The 22,436-nt window shown below is 36.5% G+C and carries 25 protein-coding genes and 2 pseudogenes; 14 read left to right on the forward strand and 13 right to left on the reverse strand.

Annotation, left to right across the window (positions count from 1 at the left end; all coding sequences use genetic code 11):
• The coding region (locus tag A194_RS0104530) for an alpha/beta hydrolase family protein (protein WP_017185690.1) at positions 1-1,120 on the forward strand (1,120 nt) is incomplete at its 5' end.
• A 44-nt stretch (positions 1,121-1,164) separates the two neighbouring features.
• Here the strand turns inward: A194_RS0104530 and msrA are convergent.
• Entirely contained in the window at positions 1,165-1,689 is a 525-nt protein-coding gene (msrA, locus tag A194_RS0104535; RefSeq protein ID WP_017185691.1) for a peptide-methionine (S)-S-oxide reductase MsrA, read from the reverse strand.
• 99 nt (positions 1,690-1,788) lie between these two features.
• A complete protein-coding gene (locus tag A194_RS20210; protein WP_017185692.1) occupies positions 1,789-1,935 on the reverse strand; it encodes a lmo0937 family membrane protein in 147 nt (48 codons plus the stop codon).
• Positions 1,936-2,058: 123 nt separating this feature from the next.
• Between A194_RS20210 and A194_RS0104545 the strand changes: the two genes are divergently transcribed.
• Positions 2,059-2,388 carry an SCP2 sterol-binding domain-containing protein gene (locus A194_RS0104545; protein WP_017185693.1) on the forward strand — a complete coding sequence of 110 codons (330 nt, stop codon included), beginning with the start codon at positions 2,059-2,061 and terminating at the stop codon, positions 2,386-2,388.
• Positions 2,389-2,476: 88 nt separating this feature from the next.
• On the forward strand, positions 2,477-4,519 hold the full coding sequence (locus A194_RS0104550) for a penicillin-binding transpeptidase domain-containing protein (protein WP_017185694.1): 2,043 nt from the start codon (positions 2,477-2,479) through the stop codon (positions 4,517-4,519).
• Positions 4,520-4,559: 40 nt separating this feature from the next.
• Here the strand turns inward: A194_RS0104550 and A194_RS0104555 are convergent, their stop codons facing one another.
• On the reverse strand, positions 4,560-5,480 hold the full coding sequence (locus tag A194_RS0104555; RefSeq protein ID WP_017185695.1) for a glycerophosphodiester phosphodiesterase family protein: 921 nt from the start codon (positions 5,478-5,480) through the stop codon (positions 4,560-4,562).
• A gap of 184 nt (positions 5,481-5,664) precedes the next feature.
• On the opposite strand from A194_RS0104555, the gene A194_RS0104560 reads away from it, so the two are divergent.
• Entirely contained in the window at positions 5,665-5,868 is a 204-nt protein-coding gene (locus A194_RS0104560) for a CDGSH iron-sulfur domain-containing protein (RefSeq protein ID WP_017185696.1), read from the forward strand.
• 42 nt (positions 5,869-5,910) lie between these two features.
• On the opposite strand, the gene A194_RS0104565 is transcribed toward A194_RS0104560, so the two are convergent.
• Positions 5,911-6,279, reverse strand: coding sequence for a carboxymuconolactone decarboxylase family protein (locus A194_RS0104565; RefSeq protein WP_017185697.1), 369 nt, complete (start codon positions 6,277-6,279; stop codon positions 5,911-5,913).
• Between the two features lie 123 nt (positions 6,280-6,402).
• Between A194_RS0104565 and A194_RS20215 the strand changes: the two genes are divergently transcribed.
• The 3 genes from A194_RS20215 to A194_RS20635 all read left to right on the forward strand — a co-directional run bounded on the left by A194_RS20215 (position 6,403) and on the right by A194_RS20635 (position 8,551).
• Positions 6,403-7,452 (forward strand): CAP domain-containing protein, encoded by a 1,050-nt coding sequence (locus A194_RS20215; protein WP_017185698.1) that lies wholly within the window; start codon positions 6,403-6,405, stop codon positions 7,450-7,452.
• Between the two features lie 176 nt (positions 7,453-7,628).
• Entirely contained in the window at positions 7,629-8,258 is a 630-nt protein-coding gene (locus tag A194_RS17290; RefSeq protein ID WP_237718736.1) for a DMT family transporter, read from the forward strand.
• Positions 8,240-8,551, forward strand: a complete 312-nt coding sequence (locus A194_RS20635) for a DMT family transporter (RefSeq protein ID WP_237718737.1) — start codon at positions 8,240-8,242, stop codon at positions 8,549-8,551. The genes A194_RS17290 and A194_RS20635 overlap by 19 nt, the downstream gene beginning before the upstream one ends.
• Positions 8,552-8,579: 28 nt before the next feature.
• On the opposite strand, the pseudogene A194_RS17295 reads toward A194_RS20635, so the two are convergent.
• Positions 8,580-9,909, reverse strand: a pseudogene (locus A194_RS17295) (short-chain fatty acid transporter).
• A 253-nt stretch (positions 9,910-10,162) separates the two neighbouring features.
• On the opposite strand from A194_RS17295, the gene A194_RS0104595 reads away from it, so the two are divergent.
• Positions 10,163-11,932: a methyl-accepting chemotaxis protein gene (locus tag A194_RS0104595; RefSeq protein WP_017185699.1), complete on the forward strand. Its 1,770-nt coding sequence runs from the start codon at positions 10,163-10,165 to the stop codon at positions 11,930-11,932.
• A gap of 69 nt (positions 11,933-12,001) precedes the next feature.
• Here A194_RS0104595 and A194_RS0104600 read toward each other — a convergent pair whose 3' ends face one another.
• The gene (locus tag A194_RS0104600) at positions 12,002-12,895 is read right to left on the reverse strand and encodes a diacylglycerol/lipid kinase family protein (RefSeq protein ID WP_017185700.1); all 894 of its coding nucleotides are present in this window, start codon (positions 12,893-12,895) and stop codon (positions 12,002-12,004) included.
• A 28-nt stretch (positions 12,896-12,923) separates the two neighbouring features.
• Positions 12,924-13,553, reverse strand: a complete 630-nt coding sequence (locus A194_RS17300; protein ID WP_017185701.1) for a lysophospholipid acyltransferase family protein — start codon at positions 13,551-13,553, stop codon at positions 12,924-12,926.
• Positions 13,554-13,708: 155 nt separating this feature from the next.
• Here A194_RS17300 and A194_RS20220 point away from each other — a divergent pair, with 155 nt between their 5' ends.
• The 3 genes from A194_RS20220 (at position 13,709) to A194_RS0104620 (ending at position 16,268) form a co-directional block, all read left to right on the forward strand.
• Positions 13,709-13,864, forward strand: a complete 156-nt coding sequence (locus A194_RS20220; RefSeq protein WP_017185702.1) for a hypothetical protein — start codon at positions 13,709-13,711, stop codon at positions 13,862-13,864.
• A 61-nt stretch (positions 13,865-13,925) separates the two neighbouring features.
• A complete protein-coding gene (locus tag A194_RS0104615; protein ID WP_017185703.1) occupies positions 13,926-15,152 on the forward strand; it encodes a zinc-dependent alcohol dehydrogenase in 1,227 nt (408 codons plus the stop codon).
• Positions 15,153-15,179: 27 nt separating this feature from the next.
• Positions 15,180-16,268 (forward strand): class II aldolase/adducin family protein, encoded by a 1,089-nt coding sequence (locus A194_RS0104620; RefSeq protein ID WP_017185704.1) that lies wholly within the window; start codon positions 15,180-15,182, stop codon positions 16,266-16,268.
• Between the two features lie 128 nt (positions 16,269-16,396).
• On the opposite strand, the gene A194_RS0104625 is transcribed toward A194_RS0104620, so the two are convergent.
• From A194_RS0104625 to A194_RS0104635, 3 genes are all read right to left on the reverse strand, one after another.
• Complete coding sequence (locus A194_RS0104625; RefSeq protein WP_017185705.1) at positions 16,397-17,326, reverse strand: superoxide dismutase; 930 nt, start codon at positions 17,324-17,326, stop codon at positions 16,397-16,399.
• Positions 17,327-17,433: 107 nt separating this feature from the next.
• Positions 17,434-17,811: a hypothetical protein gene (locus A194_RS0104630; RefSeq protein ID WP_017185706.1), complete on the reverse strand. Its 378-nt coding sequence runs from the start codon at positions 17,809-17,811 to the stop codon at positions 17,434-17,436.
• Positions 17,812-17,817: 6 nt separating this feature from the next.
• Positions 17,818-18,063: a DUF1292 domain-containing protein gene (locus A194_RS0104635; RefSeq protein WP_017185707.1), complete on the reverse strand. Its 246-nt coding sequence runs from the start codon at positions 18,061-18,063 to the stop codon at positions 17,818-17,820.
• Between the two features lie 140 nt (positions 18,064-18,203).
• On the opposite strand from A194_RS0104635, the gene A194_RS17305 reads away from it, so the two are divergent.
• Together A194_RS17305 and A194_RS0104645 are read left to right on the forward strand one after the other, a co-directional pair.
• Positions 18,204-18,998, forward strand: coding sequence for a DUF4198 domain-containing protein (locus A194_RS17305; protein WP_017185708.1), 795 nt, complete (start codon positions 18,204-18,206; stop codon positions 18,996-18,998).
• A 251-nt stretch (positions 18,999-19,249) separates the two neighbouring features.
• Positions 19,250-19,618, forward strand: coding sequence for a DUF4183 domain-containing protein (locus tag A194_RS0104645; protein WP_017185709.1), 369 nt, complete (start codon positions 19,250-19,252; stop codon positions 19,616-19,618).
• 37 nt (positions 19,619-19,655) lie between these two features.
• On the opposite strand, the gene A194_RS0104650 is transcribed toward A194_RS0104645, so the two are convergent.
• A complete protein-coding gene (locus tag A194_RS0104650; protein WP_017185710.1) occupies positions 19,656-20,039 on the reverse strand; it encodes a DUF4183 domain-containing protein in 384 nt (127 codons plus the stop codon).
• 206 nt (positions 20,040-20,245) lie between these two features.
• Here A194_RS0104650 and A194_RS17310 point away from each other — a divergent pair.
• A pseudogene (locus A194_RS17310) lies at positions 20,246-21,246 on the forward strand (LLM class flavin-dependent oxidoreductase).
• A gap of 45 nt (positions 21,247-21,291) precedes the next feature.
• Here the strand turns inward: A194_RS17310 and A194_RS17315 are convergent.
• The gene (locus tag A194_RS17315; protein ID WP_017185711.1) at positions 21,292-21,549 is read right to left on the reverse strand and encodes a hypothetical protein; all 258 of its coding nucleotides are present in this window, start codon (positions 21,547-21,549) and stop codon (positions 21,292-21,294) included.
• Positions 21,550-21,628: 79 nt separating this feature from the next.
• Positions 21,629-22,436: hypothetical protein (locus A194_RS0104660; protein WP_029424980.1), on the reverse strand; the 808-nt coding region annotated here is incomplete at its 5' end.

Genomic DNA, 22,436 nt, shown 5'->3' on the forward strand with positions numbered 1-22,436 from the left:
AGGATTTGATGCACCAGTTGGTGACTTTATCGTTGCAGATATACAACAACAACCTGTCTTAAAGCCTGTTATTTGGACGAGTAACGAAGAGTTTTATCTTCCAGTATCTAATCAAGGGAATGTACTCTTATATTATGGTCACATTGACGGTAGTTTGTATCCAGCGATCAACGAGCGTTTACACGTTTTTGGTTTTGATATAAATCCACATGAACAAACGGCACTACTAACAGTTAGTAAACCAACAAATCCAAGTGAATTATATGAACTTGAGTTGACGAACGGTAACCTTAAACAATTAACTCAGTTCAACGAGTCATTTATGAATGAAGTTGAACTTGTCGAACCAGAACCAATTAGCTATAAAAGTAAAGATGATTGGCAAGTGCACGGTTGGTTTATGAAGCCAGTTGGATTCGAAGACGGTCAAAAGTATCCAATGGTCGTTAATATTCACGGTGGACCACATGCTTTTTACGGCAATTCGTTCTTTCATGAAATGCAATATTTAGCAGCTAGTGGTTATGCAGTATTATTTGTAAACCCTCGTGGAAGCCATAGTTATGGTCAAGAGTTTGTTGATGCTGTACGCGGTGACTACGGTAATGGCGACTATTTAGACATAATGAATGGCGTTGATTATGTCTTAAATGAATACGACTGGGTCGATGAAAACCGTCTAGGAGTCACTGGTGGTAGTTATGGTGGGTTTATGACGAATTGGATTGTAGGCCATACGAACCGCTTCAAAACCGCTGTCACACAACGAAGTATTTCAAATTGGATCAGTTTCCGTGGTGTAAGTGATATTGGTTACTACTTTAATGACTGGCAAATCAAGGCTGACTTTAGTGATCTTGATAAAATGTGGAAGCATTCGCCAATTGCCTATGTTGATCAGATTGATACACCACTTAAAATTATTCATAATGAGCTAGATTTTCGTTGCCCAATTGAACAAGCAGAACAGCTATATATTGCTTTAAAATATCAAAAGAAAGAAACCGAGTTTGTACGCTTTCCAGAGTCAGATCACAACTTATCACGCACAGGTAAGCCGAGCTTAAGAATTGAAAGATTGAATCATATTGTTGGATGGTTTGATCGTTACTTGAAGTAAAGTTTAAGCCCCAGTTTAGAAGCGTTTCTAAACTGGGGCTTTTCTTATGACCAATGTTGATCGATAAATTCATCTCGACCTGATTTTTCACGGTCTTCTTTATAATCATTAGGATTTTTACGGTAGAAATCTTGGTGATACTCTTCTGCTGGGTAGAACGTTGCAGCAGGTAAAATCTCAGTTACAATACGGTCATTAAACTTTCCAGATGATTCCAACTGGTATTTACTATGTTCGGCTAGTTGTTTTTGTTCATCATCATGGTAAAAAATCGCTGTACGATATTGTGGTCCTCGGTCGTGAAATTGGCCATCTGGGTCAGTCGGATCAACTTGTTGCCAATATAATTCTAGTATTGTTTCATAAGCGATTTTATTTGGATCATATGTAATTTCAACCGCTTCATAATGGCCTGTTGTTCCTTGCTTAACTTGCTCATATGTTGGTTGGTCGACATGTCCACCTGTATAGCCTGATACGACACTGTGGACACCGTCCCATTGATCAAAAGGCTTAACCATACACCAAAAGCAACCACCGGCAAAAGTCGCACACTTTAATTGACTCATTGTTTATCAACTCCTTTATTACTGTAATCGATTATAGCAATCGACAATCTTTTTGGGAAGTAAACGATATTAAAATAACGACTAACATGGAGTTAGCCGTTATAAGCTTCGTTTTCCAGTAAGCAATTGATAAATGAAAATAATACCAGCGATTACAAGCAATAAATGAATGAGACCACCAGCAATTTCTAGGACTAAACCTATTAACCAAATGATTAATATGAGCGTTATAATTGTCCAAAGCATCTAATCACCTCTTAAACTTATAATTCCCTTGCACTATAATTTGAAACTAATTATTAAAAAATTCCTTCAATTACATTACTTTTTTGATAAAATAGTAAATAGAAACAATTAGGGGGAGTTTATATGACAATTGAAGAAAAGCTAAAGACGTTAGTTACGAAAATGAATGAAGACTCTAGTGGATTAAATGGGTTACAAGCGACTTATTCTTTTGACATTACAGATAAAGATCACTTGGAGTGGGGCGTAAAAGTATCACCTGAACAAGTTGAACTATCAGAGTCTCTAATAGAGGATGCTGACTGCTTATTAAGAATGAACGCAAGTAATTTTGAAAAGTTATTAGATGGCTCTTTAAATGCGACGTCAGCTTTTATGATGGGTAAAATTAAAGCAAAAGGGGACCTTACTTACGCCCTGAAATTGCAAAATGTACTTAATAATTACCGTTAAAATGAATTTAAATTCCCCGGACCGAATTCGGAGATTTAATTTTTGGAAGAATTTATTATATAATTAGTATAGAGAGGGGGAGTGCTAAGTGAAGAAGTTAGTGGTATTATTACTTGGCTTAACGTTTCTTTTAGTCGGTTGTTTCGGTGATGACGATGAAGAAGTGATTACACCATATGATGAGTTGTCTAATTACATATCTCTTTGGGAAAGTGAGCAATTCGAAGAACTATATAGCAACCACATTACGGAACATAGTCGTGAAACGTTTTCTCATGAAGACTTCGTAGAACGATACGAACATTTATATGACGCGTTAAGTATCAACAATCTTTCATTTCAAATTTTAAGAGAAGATTTAGATGAGGAAGAGGTCGACGAGTTAGAAGAATTAGAAACCTTTACTTTACCACTTGAAGTGTCATTTGACACATTGGCTGGTGCTGTTGAGTATGAATTAGATGTAACGTTGGAGAAACTTTCAATAGAAAATGTGGATCGTGATGAGGTAGTCGATGAACGCTGGTTAGTAGAATGGCATCCGGAGTTTATCCTACCTAACCTTGAGCAAGATGAAGAAGTAAGTTACCGCACATTGACAGCAAAACGTGGCGATATACTCGACCGTCATGAACTTGCTTTAGCAACGGTTGGTGAGGTCTATGAAGTCGGAGTTACTCCAGAAAACTTTGATGAATCTGATTTAAGCACTTTAGCTGACTCTTTAAAGTTAACTGAAGAATATATCGAAAACAAAATAAATCAAAGCTGGGTACAACCAGAGCACTTTGTACCTATTAGAAATATTCAATTAACTGATGAAGAGATGGTGTCAGAATCGACTGCTATTAGTGGGGTTACAACACGAGTTATTGAAGATCGTGTATATCCTTTTGCAGAAGCAGCTGCTCACTTAACGGGTTACATTGCGCCAATTTCGGCTGAAGAGTTGGAAGAATTAGAAGGTGAAGGGTACACTTCATCTGACCGTGTCGGTAAGCGCGGATTAGAACAATTGTTTGAATCTAAGTTAAGAGGTCAAAACGGGGCAGAAATTTACATTAATAAACAAGATGGTTCAACTTATACAGTTGCTGAACAAGAAGCCCAGGATGGAGAAGATGTTCAATTAACGATTGATATTGAAGTGCAAGAACAGCTTTTCCGAATTGTTGATGGTGATGCAGGTACAGCAACGGTTATGGATCCAGCTTCAGGAGACATAATAAGTTTATTAAGCTTCCCTACGTTTGACCCGAATCAGTTCGTCTTAGGAATGACAAATTCACAATATGAAGAGTTAATGAGTGATGAAAATTTACCGACGATTAACCGTTTCTCTTCAACCTATTCACCAGGCTCAACCATGAAGTTATTCACTTCAGTTGTTGGGTTCCAAATGGGAGTTTTAGACCCTAATGAAGTCAAAGAAATTGAAGGTCTACAATGGCAGAAAGATAGTTGGGATGATTACCACGTCACACGTGTTAATGACCAACATACAGAAGTTGACTTAGACGTTGCGATGAAATACTCTGATAACATCTACTTTGCAATGTTAGGTTTAGACATTGGGGGAGAAGCGTTTAAAGACGGTTTAGAAACTTTAGGGTTTGGAGAGTCTTTACCTTTCGCTTATCCAGTAACGACTACACAAATTTCAAACTCTGGTAGTTTTGGTTCAGAAGGACAAATTGCAGATTCATCATTCGGTCAAGGTGAAGTATTAATTAACAATACGCATTTAGCCGCACTATATGCTGGTGTAGCAAATGACGGTGTTTACATGGAACCACGTTTATTATTAGATGAATCAGAAGAAGTCTGGTTCGAGTCGATTATTGAAGATGAAGAAAATGATATTTTGCAAGATACGTTAAGAAATGTTGTCGCTGAAGGAACAGCAACAGACATTGATATTGAAGGAAGAGAGATGGCAGGGAAGACAGGAACTGCTGAACTAAAAGCAAGCCATGATGATGAAGATGGTGCGCAAAATGGTATTTTCGTTTCTTATGACCAAGCAAATCCAAACATGCTATTAAGTTTAATGATTGAAAATGTAGAAGACTTAGGTGGAAGCGGTTATACAGTCGAGTTAAGTAAGGAATTTTTTGAATCAATCGAATAATAAAGAAGCGGGAGTGATGATCGCATCGCTCCCGCTTTTATTAATACCCTAATTCATCTAACACTTCTAATGCCAAATCAGGTCGATCAGTAATAATTCCATCTGCTCCAGCTTCAAATAACCTTTTCATTTCATCCCGATTATTGATTGTCCAATAAGTTAAATGCAAGCCAAGTCGATCAGCACCACTGATGAGATCGTTAGTCGTTAAATCGAAACCACTTTCATTTGTAGGGGTTAATATAGCATCAACGCTAGGGTTGTACAAGTTTCTTAAAAATATCTTATGCGTGACGACAAAATTCCGAATCTCACCTCTACCACCAGCAACGGCTATATCATATGGATCTTGTGCTTGAAATGACTCAATAATCGCTTGATCAAAAGAACTAATTAATATTTGATCCTGCATGTCATACCGTTCAATTAACGTAATTAATCGGTCAATGATTTCATCCATTCGTTCACTTGGATTCGTATCTTTAATTTCTAAAATGAAACGTTCATCTGGAAAAGCCTCAAACATTTCTTCGACAGTTATAATCTCTAGTCCTTGTCCACGATAAGAGTGATTACCTTGTTCATCTTCAAAGTAATGGCCAGCATCAAGTTGTTTTAGTTCTTCTAAAGATAAGTCGGTTACATTACCAGATCCATCTGTCGTCCGATCAACAGATGGATCGTGAATATTAATTAAGTAACCATCTTTTGTTATATGTAGATCTGTCTCTAGCGCATCAACACCGAGTTCAACCGCATTCTCAAATGCAGCCATCGTTGATGATGGTTTTAAATGTTCACCACCTTGGTGCGCGATGACCATTGGACGGTCATTTTCAAAAAATGCTTTAGGCTCAACCGAGTGCAATGGTATTAAATAAAGAAAAATATAAATTGCTCCTAGAATCGTCAAACCAATAGAAAAAGTCTTTTTATACTTTGTTTTTTTCTCCTCACTCATACAAATCTCCCTCTATTAAATTCTATAATTAAATTTACTATAATATAGTGTATGAGACAATCTTATTTTCAGAAATATAAATTAGATTACCATAACAATATTATGTAAACTTAATTAATATTTTAAAATTTTAAAAACCGTGATATGATAAGTTAAAGATTATATATAAGGGGGGGCATGAATAATGAGCGATCAAAAGCCAATCATTCAAGTAAGAGATAATGGTTCGATTTTAGTTAAAGGTGATGTAACGTTATTAGATGCTGAAGGTAATGAGTACGAAACGAAGCCAGCGTTTTCATTATGTCGTTGTGGTGCTTCTAGTAATAAGCCATATTGTGATGGGTCACATAAGCAAATCGAGTTCCAAGATCAATCGAGAGTATAACTTACATAATTAAAATCCCTCACAATTGTGAGGGATTGTAACTTATTTATTACTTGAGTAATACTCATAGGCGTCTTTTGCTAGTGTCACACCTTGAGCAAATGCTGCACCACCACCTAAGGCAGCGCTGACCCCAATCGCTTCTAGCACTTCTTCTTCAGAAGCTCCATTCTCAACGGCACCTTTCATATGATAGATGATGCAATATTCATCTTGCGCATAAATGCTAACACTCAGTGCCATAAGCTGTTTATGTTTTTTGTCAATTGTCCCATCTGCAAAAGCAGCTTCAGTAAAGTCAAAGTAGCCTTGAGTTGTTTTGGGTAGCTTGTCTTTAAAGGCATTCGTACCTTCTTTGTAATGCAGTAATGCATCGTGGAAAAAGTCTTCCATTTCTTCTGAATGTTCCATAATCATCACTCCTTTTTGAATACACACATTCTTATCGTGAATTATTAGGAATAAAATATACATAGAATAGTTGAGTTACTGACAAATAAAATGAATATGTTGCTTGGTGGGAGGAGAAACAAGGTGAGGAAGCCTATTATTGGAGTGTTTTTGTTAACAATTGTGTTTGGGTTGCTAATTTTTTATGCATTTCCTAATTTACTGGACAGGCAGCCAACGATGATGCAAGCAAGCGCGAATGAATCGATTAATCAGCATCCATTAGAAAAGCAGCCAATTGAGTTATTTGTCGACTTTGATGATTCTAATGATCATCAGTCACACGATGAATCGGATGATGATACTGTTATAAGTGAGTCAGAAAATCATGAAGTAGATGAATCCATTTCAGATGAACAATTGGTTGAGCAATTATTTAGTATTATGAATGAAGAACGTCAATTGCAAAACATTAAGGAGTTCGACCAATTGTCTCAATTAAATGAAGCAGCTGAACAGAAATCAGCCGATATGCGGGATTACGGGTATTTTGATATGGAATCGCCTAACTTTGGTAGTGCAAGTGACATAATTAAGTCATATGACATTCCATATTACTCACTAGCAGCGAGTTTATCTGCCGGTGTTCAAGATCCTAAACGTGTATTCGAACAATTAAATGACGGTAATTTCACAACATACTTATACGACCGAGACTTCACTCATGTTGGAATCGGTTATGTTAGTGGCGGTCAATACGGCCATTACTGGACCATTTATTTTATTGATCATCCAATAGAGCAAGACCCTAATGAAATGGAGCAATTAGTATTTGAAATAGTTAATGAAATACGAGATGAAAATGGTCTAAGTCGACTAGCACAACACGAGAGGTTAGCTGAAGTTGCTCGCATCAAATCAGAAGATATGCGCGATCAAAATTACGTCGCACATGAGTCACCAACTTACGGAGCGCCATACGAAATGATTGATCATTATGAGATTGAAAACAACGGCTCAGCCGAAAACATTGCTGCAGGACAGAAGACAGCTGAGGAAGTTGTAGGTGGTTGGATGAACAGTGATGGTCATCGAGCCAACATATTAAACGAAAACGTCACGCATTTAGGAGTCGGCTATGCACAAGGTGGCGAACAAAACAGCTATTGGACACAACTGTTTATAATTGAATAAGGTCAACCCTTAACTTAGAGAGAGGAATTTATGAGGAAGAGTATCCGTAGATTGTGTTCCAAATTTTCGATACGTTATTGTAATAGAACTCAGCCCCAATTGCGGGTTGAGTTTTTATTTGATTAGCCAAATGATACAATGAAAGAAATGAAATAGTAGGTGGTTGATTTAATAGTATGGATGATCGACAAAAGCGTATGATGAATTACATAAAACAAAACAAATGGGTTGTTATACTACTAATTTTAAGTATTACGATTATATGGGGATATGCTTGGACTTTAATGAAAGAGGCACTTCATTATATGGGGCCTTTTACGTTTTCAGCTTTTCGTTTCGTTGTTGGTGCTGTTACAATGTTCGGCATATTACTGTTTTATAAGGTAGGAATGCCGGAACGAAAGTATTGGAAACACTTATTCATAGTAGGTCTACTTCAAACAGCGATCGTTTTTCTACTCGTTATGTACGGACTAAAGTTTGTAGAAGCGGGGAAATCTTCTATTCTTTTATATTCAATGCCGATTTGGAGCAGTTTACTAGCTGTTTTCATTTTAAAAGATCGACTAATTAAGCCACAAATTGTTGGGTTAACAGTTGGATTAATAGGCTTATTAACCATTTTAGGGTGGGATTTATGGTTAGCTCAAAACGCTGCAACGATTTTCGGTGAGATGTTAATCGTCATTGCTGCCATTTCATGGGGATTATCGAACATATACTATCGTTTATTTTTAAAAGGACTGTCACAGCTTCAAGTTAACGGTTACCAGATGGCGTTTGGTGCTTGGCAATTACGATTGTAGCTTTGATTACTGAATCTGATCAGGCAATCATATGGAATGCTGAGAGTGTATACTACGTTTTATTTACTGGTGTATTAGCTTCAGCGCTTTGCTTTACTGTTTGGTTTATCTTATTGAGTGTGATCGACATGGTAACGGCGACGATTTCGACGTTACTTGTTCCTGTATTTGGTTTGCTATTCGGTTGGTTAATATTAAATGAACCGTTAACGGCTAATATATTGATTGGTACAGCTCTAATTGTAATTGGCATCTCGATTGCTAATATTTACAAAAAAAGTCCCTCTAGGTGATGATCACTTAGAGGGACTTTGGGCGTTTCTAGAATAATAGTAAGCCGATCGCAATCGGAATGAAGCTCCAAACGAGTATGATTAAACAGAAGCCCATTATATCTTTAACTTTAAGTCCTGCAATAGCTAGTAATGGTAATGCCCAGAATGGTTGGATCATATTCGTCCAAGCATCACCCCAAGCAACAGCCATCGCTGTTTTGGCTGTGTCGACACCAATTTCTAGTGCAGCTGGAATCATAATGGGAGCTTGAACCGCCCACTGTCCGCCACCAGATGGTACGAAAAAGTTAACAATCCCTGCGCTAATAAAGGCGAATAACGGTAAAGTCACTTCATTTGAAACATTAACAAACATCGTGGACATTTGTTCAGACAGTCCTGAAGCTACCATCATTCCCATAATCCTGCATAAAACGGGAACTGAATAATAATTCCGCCAGCGTTTTTAACAGCATCTGACACACTATTTAAAAACTTACGAGGTGTCTTATGAAGTAGGATACCTAAGAACAGGAAGATAAAGTTTACAATATTAATATTTAAATCAAATCCACTTGTAGCAAAGTGGTAAATGATAAAGGCTAATCCTAATATACCGATCATCATGGAAATGACTTGGCTATGTTCAAGTCGTTCTGCTGGTGTTAAATCTTTCTTCTCCAACTTTTGCTCTTCGACAGTTTGTGTGTGCGTTTTTAACAATTCAGGGTCGATACTAGAGTTACCATCTCGTGCTTTAAGTAAAAACCAGTTTAGAATTGGTAGTGTAATTAATAAAATAAATACGATAAATAAGTTTAACTCACTAAACAAAGTCTCAGTAATTGGAATAACGCCTACTAAATCTTCTAAAAAGTGACCTTCTGTTGCAATCGTTAGTGGTACAGATCCTGAAAAACCGCCGTGCCAAAGTAGAAAACCGCTGTAAGCAGCCGCGATTAAAATACGATAGTCAATAGAAGGGATCCGCTTGGAAACGTGTATGGCTAGTAAAGCACCAACAACTAGACCGAACCCATAGTTTATTAAGCAGGCGATCGACGCAACAATAGTTACTAGAACAATTGCTTGACCAGGCGAGTTAGCATATTACTAATTTTAGTTAGGATTCCTTTTACGAAAGGCGTGTTAGCTAAAATGTACCCAGTAATAACAATTAAGGACATCTGCATCGCAAATGCTAATAAATCCCAAAAACCTTGTCCCCAATACTCAACCATGTCAACCGGTGAGCTACCTGTAAAGACTAATCCAAGAACAAATACAATGATCGTTAAAATAATAGCAAATAGAAACGCATCAGGTAAGTAACGTTGGACGAGCCTATCACTGGCAGCTGTAATCGACTTAAGCATTATATTCCTCCTTTTTGTGAATGTTTTTTGAAGCTCGTTATATTCTATTAGTCTTTTAGTCTTAAATATGTCACTAGTTTTTAATGATATTTGTCGAATGAATAACGTCTTTTTGTTTGATGTCGTCGCATTGTGCGCTTGCCTGGGAAATACAAGAGGGGAAATAATGATTAAATTATATTAGAAAATTCTAAACTCTTGGTTGTGTAAGCCGATATTACTATTAAGCTACATGATTGAGGGGGATTATTATATGAAATCGATAAGGTTAAAGTTGGCTGTCATTATGCTTGTGTTATTAGTGGTTCCACTAGTTACAGTTATTTTTGTGTCTTACAGTCAATCATCTGTGTTAGAACGTGTTGTTATACCTAAGGCTGAATTAGAAAGAGAGAGTTCAGCGGCGGCTGAAGTATTTGAAGAATATGAAGCACTTTTAGATACATATAGTCAGGAGGAAGAACTCCAATACACATCATTTGATATACCAAGTTCGGATGTTAATTATGACAATATGCCTTCTACTAATGATCCTGACATGACTGCATTTTATGAAGAATACTTAACGAATTACGCAGAAGGTTATGATTATATATTAAATTTATATTTTGGAACACCTGATGGTTCACTATATTTGCATGATATTCCTGAAGCTGATTTAACAGGCTATGATGCAACAGAACGTGATTGGTATTCACAAGCTCTTGGAAATGAAGGTGAAGTTATTTGGACAGAGCCTTATTTAGATGCTGCAACAAATCAGTCGATTATTACCCTTGCAACGACATTAAACGATGACCAAGGTGAAGTGATCGGTGTTGCAGCTATTGACTTCCAAATGTCTAAACTTGCAACATTATTGAGACAAGACACTGCACAGACGATGCTGTTAATCGGTTTTGTTTCAGTAGTTGTTGGTCTAATAGTCGTCTTTTTCTTCGTTCGATACATGAATAAGCAAATTAAAACAATTCATACAGGGTTACAAAATGTAGCCAATGGTGATCTGACACAACCAATTGAAGTAAATAGTCAAGACGAATTCGGAAGTCTCGGCAAGCAGTATAACCAAATGCTTGATCAAATGCATGGTTTAATTAAGAAAGTTGTTGAGTCGTCTGAACAAGTAGCCGCTTCATCACAACAGTTAAACGCAAATGCAGACGAAACGACGAGAGCAGCAGAACAAATTGCTCAATCAATCCAACAAGTATCTGAAGGAAATGAAGGGCAAGTTGAACAAGTGCAAGAATCAACGCAGTATGTATCTGACATTTCTAAAGATATTGAAGAAATTTCATCTAGGGCAGAACGCGTCAATGAATCATCTGAATCGACTTCTAAGCAGGCGGTTAGTGGTGAACAAGTTGTTAAACAAGCTGTTAGCCAAATGGATGAGATTAGTAAAAACACAGAATCAACTCGTGATATTATCCAAAGCTTGAATCAACGCTCTAAAGAAGTCGAGAAAATTTTAGATATTATTAATGATATTTCTGAACAAACGAATTTACTTGCATTAAACGCAGCAATTGAGGCTGCTCGTGCTGGTGAACACGGTAAAGGATTTGCGGTTGTTGCTGATGAAGTACGAAAATTGGCTGAACAATCTACTGAATCGACTGGCCAAATTTCAAGTATTATTACTGAAATTCAAAACGAAACGCAACATGCTGTGCAATCAATGGAAAACGGCGTAGTAAACGTTGATGAAGGTAAGGAGCTTGTAAATAAAGCAGGTCACTCGTTTGAGAACATTGCACAAGCCGTAACTCTAGTTTCTCAACGGATGGAAGAAGTATCAGAATCGATTAAACAGATCGATGAAAGAAGTCATAAACTTGTTAACTCAATGGAGAACGTTTCAACACAAACAGAAAGTGCTTCAAGCCTTGCAGAAGAAGTAGCAAGTGCTGCTGAAGAACAGACAGCGAGTGTCGAAGAAGTAACATCAGCAACAGATGCATTGTCACATATGGCAGAGGAATTACAACAAGCAGCTAATCAATTTAAAGTTAACTAATTAATCCACTCCAAGAGCTTGAAATGATAGAAGCTTTTGGAGTGGATTTTGGTTTGACCCTGCGCTCAATTATGATAGAACATAGATTGATGATGGCAAAATTTTAATGTCAAATGGTGTTTCACCAACGATTTCTCCATCCCCGTGTGCAATCATTGTATTATTTGATGATATGATTAAGTTTTTACCTTTGTAAGTTCTTATGGCAGGGTGGTTAATATGTCGGCCTTTAAACACAGATGGAAAGATACTTAACAACTTCCACCTTGAAACTCCTTTAACAACGCATACTTCAAAGAGGTTATCATTGTTTTTTGCTTCCGGGCATATTTTCATACCTCCCGCATAAAAAGGCGTGTTGGCAACTGCAATTAACCAAACGTTTTCATGTGAAGATGCTTTAGAATCTATACGAATACTAACATCTGTTGGTTGGTAGCTTAACACTACTTTCAACATGGCTACGATGTAAGGAATACTTCCGATTTTAATTACATTGCAAAACTTTTTTAATTTTGATCTGCTAGTTTCTGCTGCGATTTTACCATCAAAGCCAATGCCAGCAATAGTCGCAAAGACTTTATTATTAATATGCCCAACATCTATGAGTTTCTTTTCATTTTTCAATATACGCTCCAAGGCTTCTTCACAATTAAGTGGAATCCCCATTCCTCTACAAAAGTCATTTCCAGAACCGGCTGGGATGATTCCTAAAGGTACATTTGAATTCTGCAATCCATTAATAGCTTCATGTACAGTGCCATCACCACCAACTATTATGATGGCATCAACATTGGTACTGTCATGAATTATATTACGAACAAGTTGTGTTGCATGGTTCGGCTTTTGAGTAAATCTAACATCATAAGGAACCTCTCGTTCTAAAAGGGTCGATTCTATTTGTACCCACCGTTTGAATCCTCGACCACTACCTGAATTGTTATTGACTATAAAATGATACATTACTTAATCAACACCTTTTAAGTAGGTTTTATATTATTTTGTTAGTTTTGTCACTGTACTCATCTAGCAGACCTCTATAATACAGACTGCGATTTTTAAGTGTCGTAATATTATTCATGACTAAGGTTGTATAAGCAGTGTAGTCAAGGTCTTGTTGCAACTCTGGTTTGATTAGGCTTCCAATTTGAACATCAACAGCTGGGCGAATCCCTTGTTTATAATAATTTATGTAAATAGGCAAAATCGGTGTTGACGTTTTAGAAGAGAAGAACGCAACCCCTTTTTTAGGTTGTATTTTTTCTCCCTCTTTACAACATGTTCCTTCTGGAAAAATGCCAAGTGTTCCATTTTCATCTAATACTTTCAAACATCTCCTTACAGGAACAATTGTATTTCCGCTGTGACGGTCGACAGGAATAGCTTTGATGTTAGTTAATACCCAGGTTAGTAATTGATTTCTGAAAAGTTCTTTTTTAGCTAAGAAATGCAGTTCTTGATCTATAATACAGGCGAGTATTAGTGGGTCAAAAGCACTTGTATGATTAGAAGCAATTACCAAGGGTTGTTCTAATCTAATATTTTCTTTTCCTGTTACGTTGATTTTAAAGTGCAAAGGAATTATGAGCCTAGCAATACTTTTTAGTAATGCGTATAACATTATTAAACCTCATTTCTTAAATTAACTTTAAACTAATTAACAATACATATTATGGATAAAAATAGAAAATTTATAAAATCTTTTACTAACATACATAATTAAAAGGATAGACTGCAAATACTAATGGCAAATATATACATTGGGGCGGTGAATGTATGGTTAAGCTTTTTAAGGGTATTTATCAAGAATTTGAAAAAATGGTAGCTGCTTTAGTTGAGTTTGATTATGAGGAAGCATTAAAAGAACAAGAGAGGAAGTCAAAATCTACAGAAGACTTACCTAAAGTTGATGGAAAAATTAATCAACAGTGATTATTTTTGGATGTATTCGGACAAAATAACCTTAAAGTCTTTAAATAAAAGGTGATTGATTATGGGTGCATTACAATTTGATTATAAATTACCACGTTATGTGATGAGTAAAGTTGGTGGGCGGTTTAAATCCTCACTATACTGGAATTCTAAACTATCTTGTATCCGATTTGTAGAAGATGCAGATACGACACTACCAAATGATCATTGGGCAAAAGTAAAAGTGAAATATAGTGGTATATGTGGTAGTGACCTCAATTTAATTTTCTTAAATGATAGTCCGGCTACATCTCCATTTACCTCATTTCCTTTTACGATCGGTCACGAAATAGTTGGTGAAATTGACGAAGTAGGAAGTGAGGTAAGTGGTATTCAAGTTGGTGACCGAGTAGTCATTGACCCAGTTTTGTCATGTGAACCGAGAGGCATACAAGATAAATGTCCACAGTGCCAAAAGGGTAATTTTAGTTTATGTATACATAAAACAGAAGGAGATGTCGCTCCAGGGTTGTTAATTGGTGCTTGCAGAGATACAGGTGGGGGTTGGTCAACTCATGTTGTCGCGCATAAAAGTCAGTTGTTCAAATTGCCAGATCAAGTGAATGACTTAAATGGAGTAATGGTTGAACCATTTAGTTGTGCTCTTCATAGTGTTATGAGAAATCCACCAAAAGATGATGATACCGTACTCATAATTGGTGGTGGTGTTATTGGTTTATCAGTTATTGCTGCCATTCGTTCACTAGATATTTCGTGTAACGTTATTGTGTTAGTAAAGCATAATCTTCAGAAAGAACTGGCTTACCATTACGGTGCCGATAAAGCAATTGATTTTGATCAATCAACTTATGTTGAAGAGTTATCCAATTCACTTGATGCAAAAGTATTAGACCCGATTTTTGGCGCAGAAGTCGTTGAGGGAGGAGCTGATTTAGTTTTTGAATGTGTAGGTCGTAAGAAAAGTGTTCACGATTCACTCCGCTTTACGAAAAGTGGTGGACAAGTCGTTTTAATAGGTTTAGCTGGCATAATGGAACGAATCGATTGGACAACCGTATGGTTAAACGAATTAGAAGTTAAAGGCTGTTTTGCTTATAGTCTTGAAGATTATAAAGGTGAAAAAAGAAGAACATTCGATATAGCGATAGACCTTATGGAACAAGGGAAAGTCGATTTGTCACCATTAGTGACACATCATTATCCTTTAGAAGAATATCACCAAGCACTAGAGACTGCTACAAAAAAAGGGAATCGTTCTGCTATAAAAGTTGTTTTTGAACCAAACTAACGAAGAGAATGACAAGGAGGATATTTAATGAGTAACTTTATCGTAACTGGTGCAGAACAAAGCCAGTTTCTATCATGGTTTACAGATGGATTGAGAAAGAAATTCGTAGAGAAAGGTTATGAACATTGTCATGAGCCAGTTGAAGATATAAGCATTGTCTTTAATGTGCTAGATCCAGAAAAACCACGACCTTTTCGTAGACATGCACAAGCAACATTTGTCATTTCAATCATTGAGCAAAACGATAAATCGACGAATACATTACAAAAAGCATATCCATATTTGATTAGGTCATTGGCTAATCATTTAGTCTATATTGTTCATAACGAAAATCAAACGAAAGTATTTTTTGTTACACCTGAACAAGGTTTTTATAGTCTAACTTACCACAATGATGATGAGGATTTCTTTAACAATGTATTTGAGAGGTTAGAACCAGTCGCTTCATCTCAGCTCGTGATTAATAATGAATTCAGTGAGGATCTGAAAGAAGAGCTTTGGGAAGGAAATGAGCGGACTGAGAAGTTATCACAATCAGGTAAACAGTTAGACCGAATGAACCTTTTACCAGCGCCTTTTCCAATTGAAAATTATTTAAATAAGCGTGATTTAAGACAGTTGAAGAAGCTATATGGGATCGGTGGGCTTAGTTATGGCAATTTAAGCTGTCGTGAAGATGAGGATAGTTTTTGGATGAGCGCTAGTGGTATTAATAAAGCGGATATGAAAGTTATTGGACAAGATATGTTGTATATTACAGGGTTTAATGAGGAAAAGAATGCAATGGAAATAAGCATTCCACCCAATGTAACACCGAAGCGGGCTTCTGTCGATGCTATTGAACATTGGATGATTTATAAAGAGCATCCAGAAGTAGGAGCGATCGTACACATTCATGCATGGGCAGATGGTGTAAAAGCAACGGAAATTAATTACCCGTGTGGCACGATTCAATTAGCTGAAAGAGTAGCCGAACTCATTAGAAGTGAAGAAGACCCATCAAGAGCCATTATTGGGTTAAAAAATCATGGACTGACCATCACAGGACGGAGTTTAGAAGATATTTTTAAACGTATAGAAGGTCGTATCCAACATCAAGTCCCGATGTCTAGTTAGTAAAAGAGAAAAGTGTTGCCTTTTTAGAGGTGACACTTTTCTCTTTTTAATCAAGATTAATAGATCTTCAAAGATTTAATTTTACATCTTAGACTTTAAAAGAGAGCGAATAAGAAAATCTCCTCTCCTTAATATTGCTCCCATTTAACTTCTCTTGCTGTGTTATACCGACTTTCAACTTCATCCCAATTTACAATGTTCCACCATTCATCAACGTATGCGTCACGGTCATTTTCATACTGTAAGTAATAGGCGTGCTCCCATACATCAAGAACAAGTAGTGGAATCACGTCCCATTGTGATAAGTCTTGGTGTCGTTCAGCTTGTAAAATCTCCAACCTATGTGAACGTGGTGACCAAACTAAAATCGACCACCCTACACCCTCTACATTTTTGGCTGCTTCAGAAAAATGTTCCTTAAATTGATCATAACTACCAAATGATTCATTAATGGCATTTAGTAATTCACCACTTGGATCACCACCGCCATCAGGGCTCATAATGTTCCAAAAGATCGTGTGTAAATAATGACCTGCACCGTTAAAAGCAGCTTCTCGCTCCCAGTGTTTAATAAGGTCGAAGTCACCTGTTTGTCTTGCCTTTTGCATTTCTCTTTCTGCCTTATTTAATCCATCTACATAACTTTGGTGGTGTTGATCGTGGTGAAGTCTCATAATACGTTCATCAATATAAGGTTCAAGTGCATCATAAGCATAAGGGAGTGGAGGAAGCTCATGCCCTCCGATTGGTACGAATCGATTATCATCATTAGTATCATCACTACCCTTATGACCTGGTTTAATTAAACCGTTCCAACGATGGAATAAATTAGCCGCTTCACTTTGCAATTGCTGTGCGATATCGTGAGACAGCGTTTCTTGACGTTCTTGATAATTCCTCACTGCATCTACAAATTCATTAAGATTCTGATCATAATTGGATAATTCTTCGTTAAGCTCATCACCTTGTTCTAACTTAAAACGCTGCCATTTATCATTTAGATCAGATACCCATTCTTCTAATTCATAAACAAATTGACTTAATGTATCTTGACTCATAAAAATAGCCTCCTTTTTCTCACCGTGATATTTATATGAGTTATGATGATGTTTCGATAGTTGTTTAAATAAATTAAAAAAGAGCAGAGAAGGGGTGTTCCCATTCTCTACTCTCTATACTCAGCATTATATGAATTTTCCCCTGCATGAACGGATAACAATGTATCAGCATAGCCAACAAGTCGATTAACAATTTCATCACACAATAAGTAAACGAAAGGATGAATAGTTGGATCAAATAAAGCCGGATCTTCAAAAATGATCGTCGTATTAATAAAAACTTCTTTATTATCAAATATGTTGTAATGGATTATAGCTTTACCTGCTGCTCCTTTGGTGTTTGGTTCTGCATAAGAAGGTAAGAAGATGTACCATTCTTCAGCCGTCATCGAGCGAAAATTTTTAGTAAACTTTAACCCATCAATTTCATTGTGGTATTTCTCCCTTATGTCATTTGGGATCGCTTCAACGATTTTTTTGCTCATATTGAGTTAGGACTCCTCACCAAACTCAGCTTCAGTTGCGATCTCATACGCTTCTAAAATGGATGCTCTTTCATCTGGATCAGTAATTTTTACTAAACCTTCTTCTTCAACACGCATGACAAATACTTCATTTTCATCTTTTAATAAAGCGTATGATTGTTCATGCATGTCAAACATCCCTGCAACAGAAAATTCCTTCTCTAAACCTTCTTCATCGTAAATGGTTATAATATCTTCGTGTCCTTCGTTCATGATTTTGCCTCCTCATGTATTGATTAAACTTTAGTATTTGTAAGAATGGTCACATTATGAATACACGAAGTATATTTCGGGATATTATCAATAATTTTTGGAACGCTACAAAGTGAAATCGATTTTGTGAGGTGTCACTGATGAAAAAGTTTATATCAGTAAATGTAGCATTTTTATTTATTTTATTGTCATCAATTACAGCTTTTGGGCACAATGGATGGATCGAATCAAATAACCCAATCGTTGAACTAGGCCAAAATGCATACGTTAGTTTATATTTAGGCAATCACTCTGATCAACATACGAGTTATCGAATCGATCGTAAGTGGGGGGTCCAAGATTCTAAAGTGGTTGTCAAAACACCTTCAAATCAAGAGGTGAATATTACAGATGAATTTTATTATATGGGCGAAGTATCAGAAGTAGATGATGACCGAGCTGGTTTAAATAACTTTTATAACGGTTCGTTTACGGTAGAAGAAGAGGGGCTATATACAGTTATTGCAAAAGGAGACTTTAAGTACGGAGAACAGGAAGAGGCTACAGTGAGGACGGCTAAATCTTTTGTCGGCACCAATGAAAATCCAACGCTAAGTGAGATGGATCAACTGAAAGGATTTGATCAACCACAAGTGAGTAAAAGAGTTGAGGTTGTACCACTGTTTAACCCTTTAACCGTTCAGTCAGGCGATTATGTAACAGCACAATTAATGTTTGATGGAGAGCCAGTAGAAGACCAAGAAGTCGCTGTAATCCAACGAAGCACGTCTAAAGACCTTCAGCTAGTTACAGATTTGAATGGAAAAATTGCTTGGGAAACTATGGATGCGGACTACTATTTAATCCGATCAGAGTTTGAGCAGGACGATATAAAATATGAAGCGACGATGACATTTGTCGTTAATGAAGAGTATAACCAAGAGGAATCTGAGTAAATAAAGACACCAATCAATTGTGATTGGTATCTTTATTATTATGGGACATCTGAACAGTTACCAATGAACGTAGCTGGATAATTTACAGCTCTATTAATACATCAAATATACCATTAAAAACGTTACCAGTCGCATTAGCTACACCATGGACTCTAGTATTTACATGGGCATCAGTGTCCTTCCTTCGTTGAATGGCCAAACACCTTTCAAAGTTTTGCATAAGTTAATAGTAATAGAGGAAGGTGACTGGTGTGAAAAAACGATCAAAGAAGCTGCAAGTTATATCAACTAAGCAAGTATATGATTGGCAAACGACAACCATTGACTTAATTTTAAAGTTAAAGGTGAGTAAAGAACCTATGAAAGGTAAGACTTATCAGTATAATGCTATTTCCGATGGAGTGCGAAAAGTATATACAAATAATGATGAATTAACCGAGTATGGCAATTGTGGTATTTTGAACCCGAATAATTTTTCAATTATAAATTTATATATTAACGGCGTCTTACAACCTCCTAATACTTACAATGTTGTAGAAGGAAGACTGACATTAAATACTATAGATGCTCCAATAGAGGGTGCGCCTATAACCTTACAGTATATTGCGCTTTATCAATAGAAATAGAGGGACCATAAAATAGATCCCTCTTTTCTAATTATGTTGCTATTTCTGTGTCGGAAGTTGGTGTGAAGTTAACAACTTCTAATACTACTGGTACACCTTCTAAAATTGATTCACCTTCGTCAGGTACATTAATTTCTAATGAACCGGTTTGCGTTTCCCCAGGTGTGTATACAGAAATATCATCCATTTGTAAAACACCGTTAATGTAAACATTGTAATAACTATTGTTTTCTTCTAACTCAGGTAGTTCAGTTACTGCTGTACCAGTATCATCAAAGAAATCAGCAGCATCAATTGATAAAGTAGAGTCCGGTGCTGTTTCAGTATCAGTAATATAGAAGAATTTAGTTGAATTAGGTTCAGTATTTACATTAGTTTCAGCCTCAATGTGTAGCTTCATAATTCTTAATGTCATTTAAGCCCCCCCCCTTAATTATAACTCTGTATTATTCTATGAAAGTTCTACTAAAAAGAGATAAGACAAGTTGATCAATTAAAGCGTTTCTATTAAAAATAGTGTAATGAAGGATAATATTATTGTACAAAAGCAAATTAATTTAAAAGTGATTCACAAGCTGATACGATTGTAATGAACATTCCAATAATGAAAGGACTTTAAATATGAGTAAAATAAATATTCCTTTATCTGTATTAAATTTAGTTCCAATTAGAAAAGGTGAAGGGGCTAAAGAAGCGATTGATTCGATGGTTGAATTAGCTCAAGCAACAGAAGAGTTAGGTTACGAAAGGTATTGGATTGCTGAACACCACAATACATCAACGTTAGTCAGTTCTGCGACAACGATGTTAATGAAACATACATTGGAACATACGAAGAAAATTCGTGTCGGCTCTGGTGGAGTAATGCTCCCAAATCATTCACCATTAATAATTTCTGAACAGTTTGGAACGATGGAGACCATTTATCCAAATCGATTAGACCTTGGGTTAGGACGAGCACCTGGTACTGATCAACTAACAGCAAGTGCTATTAGACGTTCTAAACATGATTCTGTTCACGACTTTCCGAATGATGTGCAAGAGATCTTAAAGTATTTCGGACCACTTGAGAAGCAAGGGTTTGTTAAAGCTTATCCAGGCGTTGATTCGAATATCCCTGTCTACATTTTAGGTTCATCTACAGACTCTGCTCGTTTAGCTGCCAAGTTAGGGTTGCCATATGCGTTTGCAGCACACTTTGCACCTCGTCACATGCAGAAGCAATAAAAATATACCGAGAACAATTTGAGCCATCAGAGTATTTAGAAAAGCCATATATGATGGTTTGTTTAAATGTTATTGCAGCGGAATCAGATGAAGAGGCGATCCATGAGAAAACGACGTTAGAACAATTCTTCTTAAACGTTGTAAGAGGGACGCAAACGCCGTTAAACCCACCGATCGACAACATTGAAGACTATTACAAAGCATCAGAAAAGCAGATCGTGGATTCGATGACGAGTGCTTCACTAATAGGCAGTAAAGAAACAGTCAAGCGCCAATTTACAAGCTTCCAAGAACAGTTCGATGTCGATGAAATCATGGCGATTACCTATATTTATGACCGAGAAAAACAGATCCGTTCATTTGAGATTTTAAAAGAAGTAGTAAACGGAAAATAAAGTATATAATTTAACAAAAGGCTGTGTATTCGCAGCCTTTTGTTTTTACCAGTAAAACAGTTGCCGCATTTTCATAACGTTGCGAATGGCGCGAGCATGTCGAGCTTCACGTGTGTATCGGGTTGATAAATGATCTAGTTCGCGAATAAATTTTTGATCACAATTCCTTCTTTTAACCCCTGCATAATAGCATTGGTCATGTTTCTGGCAGGCCCGGTCAACCTTATTGGTCGGTTTCCCAGGACCGATACAACCTGGACCACAATAACGGTATCCAGGTAGACAGAAACGACAGTTACGCATAATAAAACCTCCCTAAAAAACTATTATTATAGTATATGAGGAAGGGAGTAGTCTTTCTATTATATATAACCTATTAATTTCATTCTCTTTTAGTTTCTATTTCGATTCCTTCGACGTTCTGACACTGTGTGATAAAGAGGTTTCCATCTTCTTTAATAAATTTCAATTGTAAACTGTTTGAATCTAATTGGATGAACGAACTAACATTAACTTTCACACCTGAAACAATTAAATGTTTAACCTTTGTTCCTGCACTGAGATGTTTAAATAAATCGCACATTGTTTTTTGTTTCTGAGTGAGCTGGTCAATTGATTCTTTTATACCCATTAACTCACCAGTAATTGTCTTTGACATGTTTGAAGATTCATTAGTTACTTGTTGCTTCGTTTCCATTTGTAATTGTTCAAGGTGTTTAGTCTCAAATAGTACACGATTTGATAAATTCTCAATCGACTGCTGAAGACCTTTTAAGCTATTATGGTGTGATTGAAATTGGCTAGACAGATCACGCTGTACATTGTGATACGGTCTTATTAAGTTATTAAGTGAATACAGAGATTGATCAACCTTCTGTAGTTGCTTAGTGTTATTAAATGACTCATTTAATAAGTTTTTATTAGTCTGTTCTGACTGTGTTAGTCGAGAGTTAATTATATTAAATTGCTGATTATGAGATTCCTTCAAGTCATCTATATGTTGTTCAAAGCGGTATAAAGTTTCTGATAAAGCAAATAACTGTTGAAAAATGAAGCGCGTTTGAGTAATTACCCCTTTTTTTACCTTTAATGTATCGTGTTTAATCTCAATGAGGTGGTCGTAAATGCCTTTCTCATAACTTGTAATCTGTTGGTTAGGTTTAAATTTCTTATTGAGATAAATATGACTG

The organism is Alkalibacillus haloalkaliphilus C5 (assembly GCF_000269905.1).
Taxonomy (GTDB): Bacteria; Bacillota; Bacilli; order Bacillales; family Alkalibacillaceae; genus Alkalibacillus; species Alkalibacillus haloalkaliphilus_A.

Bases quoted from the DNA above. Each gene is read 5' to 3' on its own strand.
- A194_RS20220 (WP_017185702.1), top strand. From the start codon at position 13,709: ATGGTTAAGCTTTTTAAGGGTATTTATCAAGAATTTGAAAAAATGGTA.
- A194_RS0104560 (WP_017185696.1), top strand. From the start codon at position 5,665: ATGAGCGATCAAAAGCCAATCATTCAAGTAAGAGATAATGGTTCGATT.
- A194_RS0104555 (WP_017185695.1), bottom strand. From the start codon at position 5,480: ATGAGTGAGGAGAAAAAAACAAAGTATAAAAAGACTTTTTCTATTGGT.
- A194_RS0104630 (WP_017185706.1), bottom strand. From the start codon at position 17,811: ATGAGCAAAAAAATCGTTGAAGCGATCCCAAATGACATAAGGGAGAAA.
- A194_RS0104615 (WP_017185703.1), top strand. From the start codon at position 13,926: ATGGGTGCATTACAATTTGATTATAAATTACCACGTTATGTGATGAGT.
- A194_RS17300 (WP_017185701.1), bottom strand. From the start codon at position 13,553: ATGTTATACGCATTACTAAAAAGTATTGCTAGGCTCATAATTCCTTTG.
- A194_RS0104565 (WP_017185697.1), bottom strand. From the start codon at position 6,279: ATGGAACATTCAGAAGAAATGGAAGACTTTTTCCACGATGCATTACTG.
- A194_RS0104620 (WP_017185704.1), top strand. From the start codon at position 15,180: ATGAGTAACTTTATCGTAACTGGTGCAGAACAAAGCCAGTTTCTATCA.
- A194_RS0104545 (WP_017185693.1), top strand. From the start codon at position 2,059: ATGACAATTGAAGAAAAGCTAAAGACGTTAGTTACGAAAATGAATGAA.
- A194_RS17315 (WP_017185711.1), bottom strand. From the start codon at position 21,549: ATGCGTAACTGTCGTTTCTGTCTACCTGGATACCGTTATTGTGGTCCA.
- A194_RS20210 (WP_017185692.1), bottom strand. From the start codon at position 1,935: ATGCTTTGGACAATTATAACGCTCATATTAATCATTTGGTTAATAGGT.
- A194_RS0104600 (WP_017185700.1), bottom strand. From the start codon at position 12,895: ATGTATCATTTTATAGTCAATAACAATTCAGGTAGTGGTCGAGGATTC.
- A194_RS0104625 (WP_017185705.1), bottom strand. From the start codon at position 17,326: ATGAGTCAAGATACATTAAGTCAATTTGTTTATGAATTAGAAGAATGG.
- A194_RS17290 (WP_237718736.1), top strand. From the start codon at position 7,629: ATGGATGATCGACAAAAGCGTATGATGAATTACATAAAACAAAACAAA.
- A194_RS0104595 (WP_017185699.1), top strand. From the start codon at position 10,163: ATGAAATCGATAAGGTTAAAGTTGGCTGTCATTATGCTTGTGTTATTA.
- A194_RS0104650 (WP_017185710.1), bottom strand. From the start codon at position 20,039: ATGACATTAAGAATTATGAAGCTACACATTGAGGCTGAAACTAATGTA.
- A194_RS0104635 (WP_017185707.1), bottom strand. From the start codon at position 18,063: ATGAACGAAGGACACGAAGATATTATAACCATTTACGATGAAGAAGGT.
- msrA (WP_017185691.1), bottom strand. From the start codon at position 1,689: ATGAGTCAATTAAAGTGTGCGACTTTTGCCGGTGGTTGCTTTTGGTGT.
- A194_RS17305 (WP_017185708.1), top strand. From the start codon at position 18,204: ATGAAAAAGTTTATATCAGTAAATGTAGCATTTTTATTTATTTTATTG.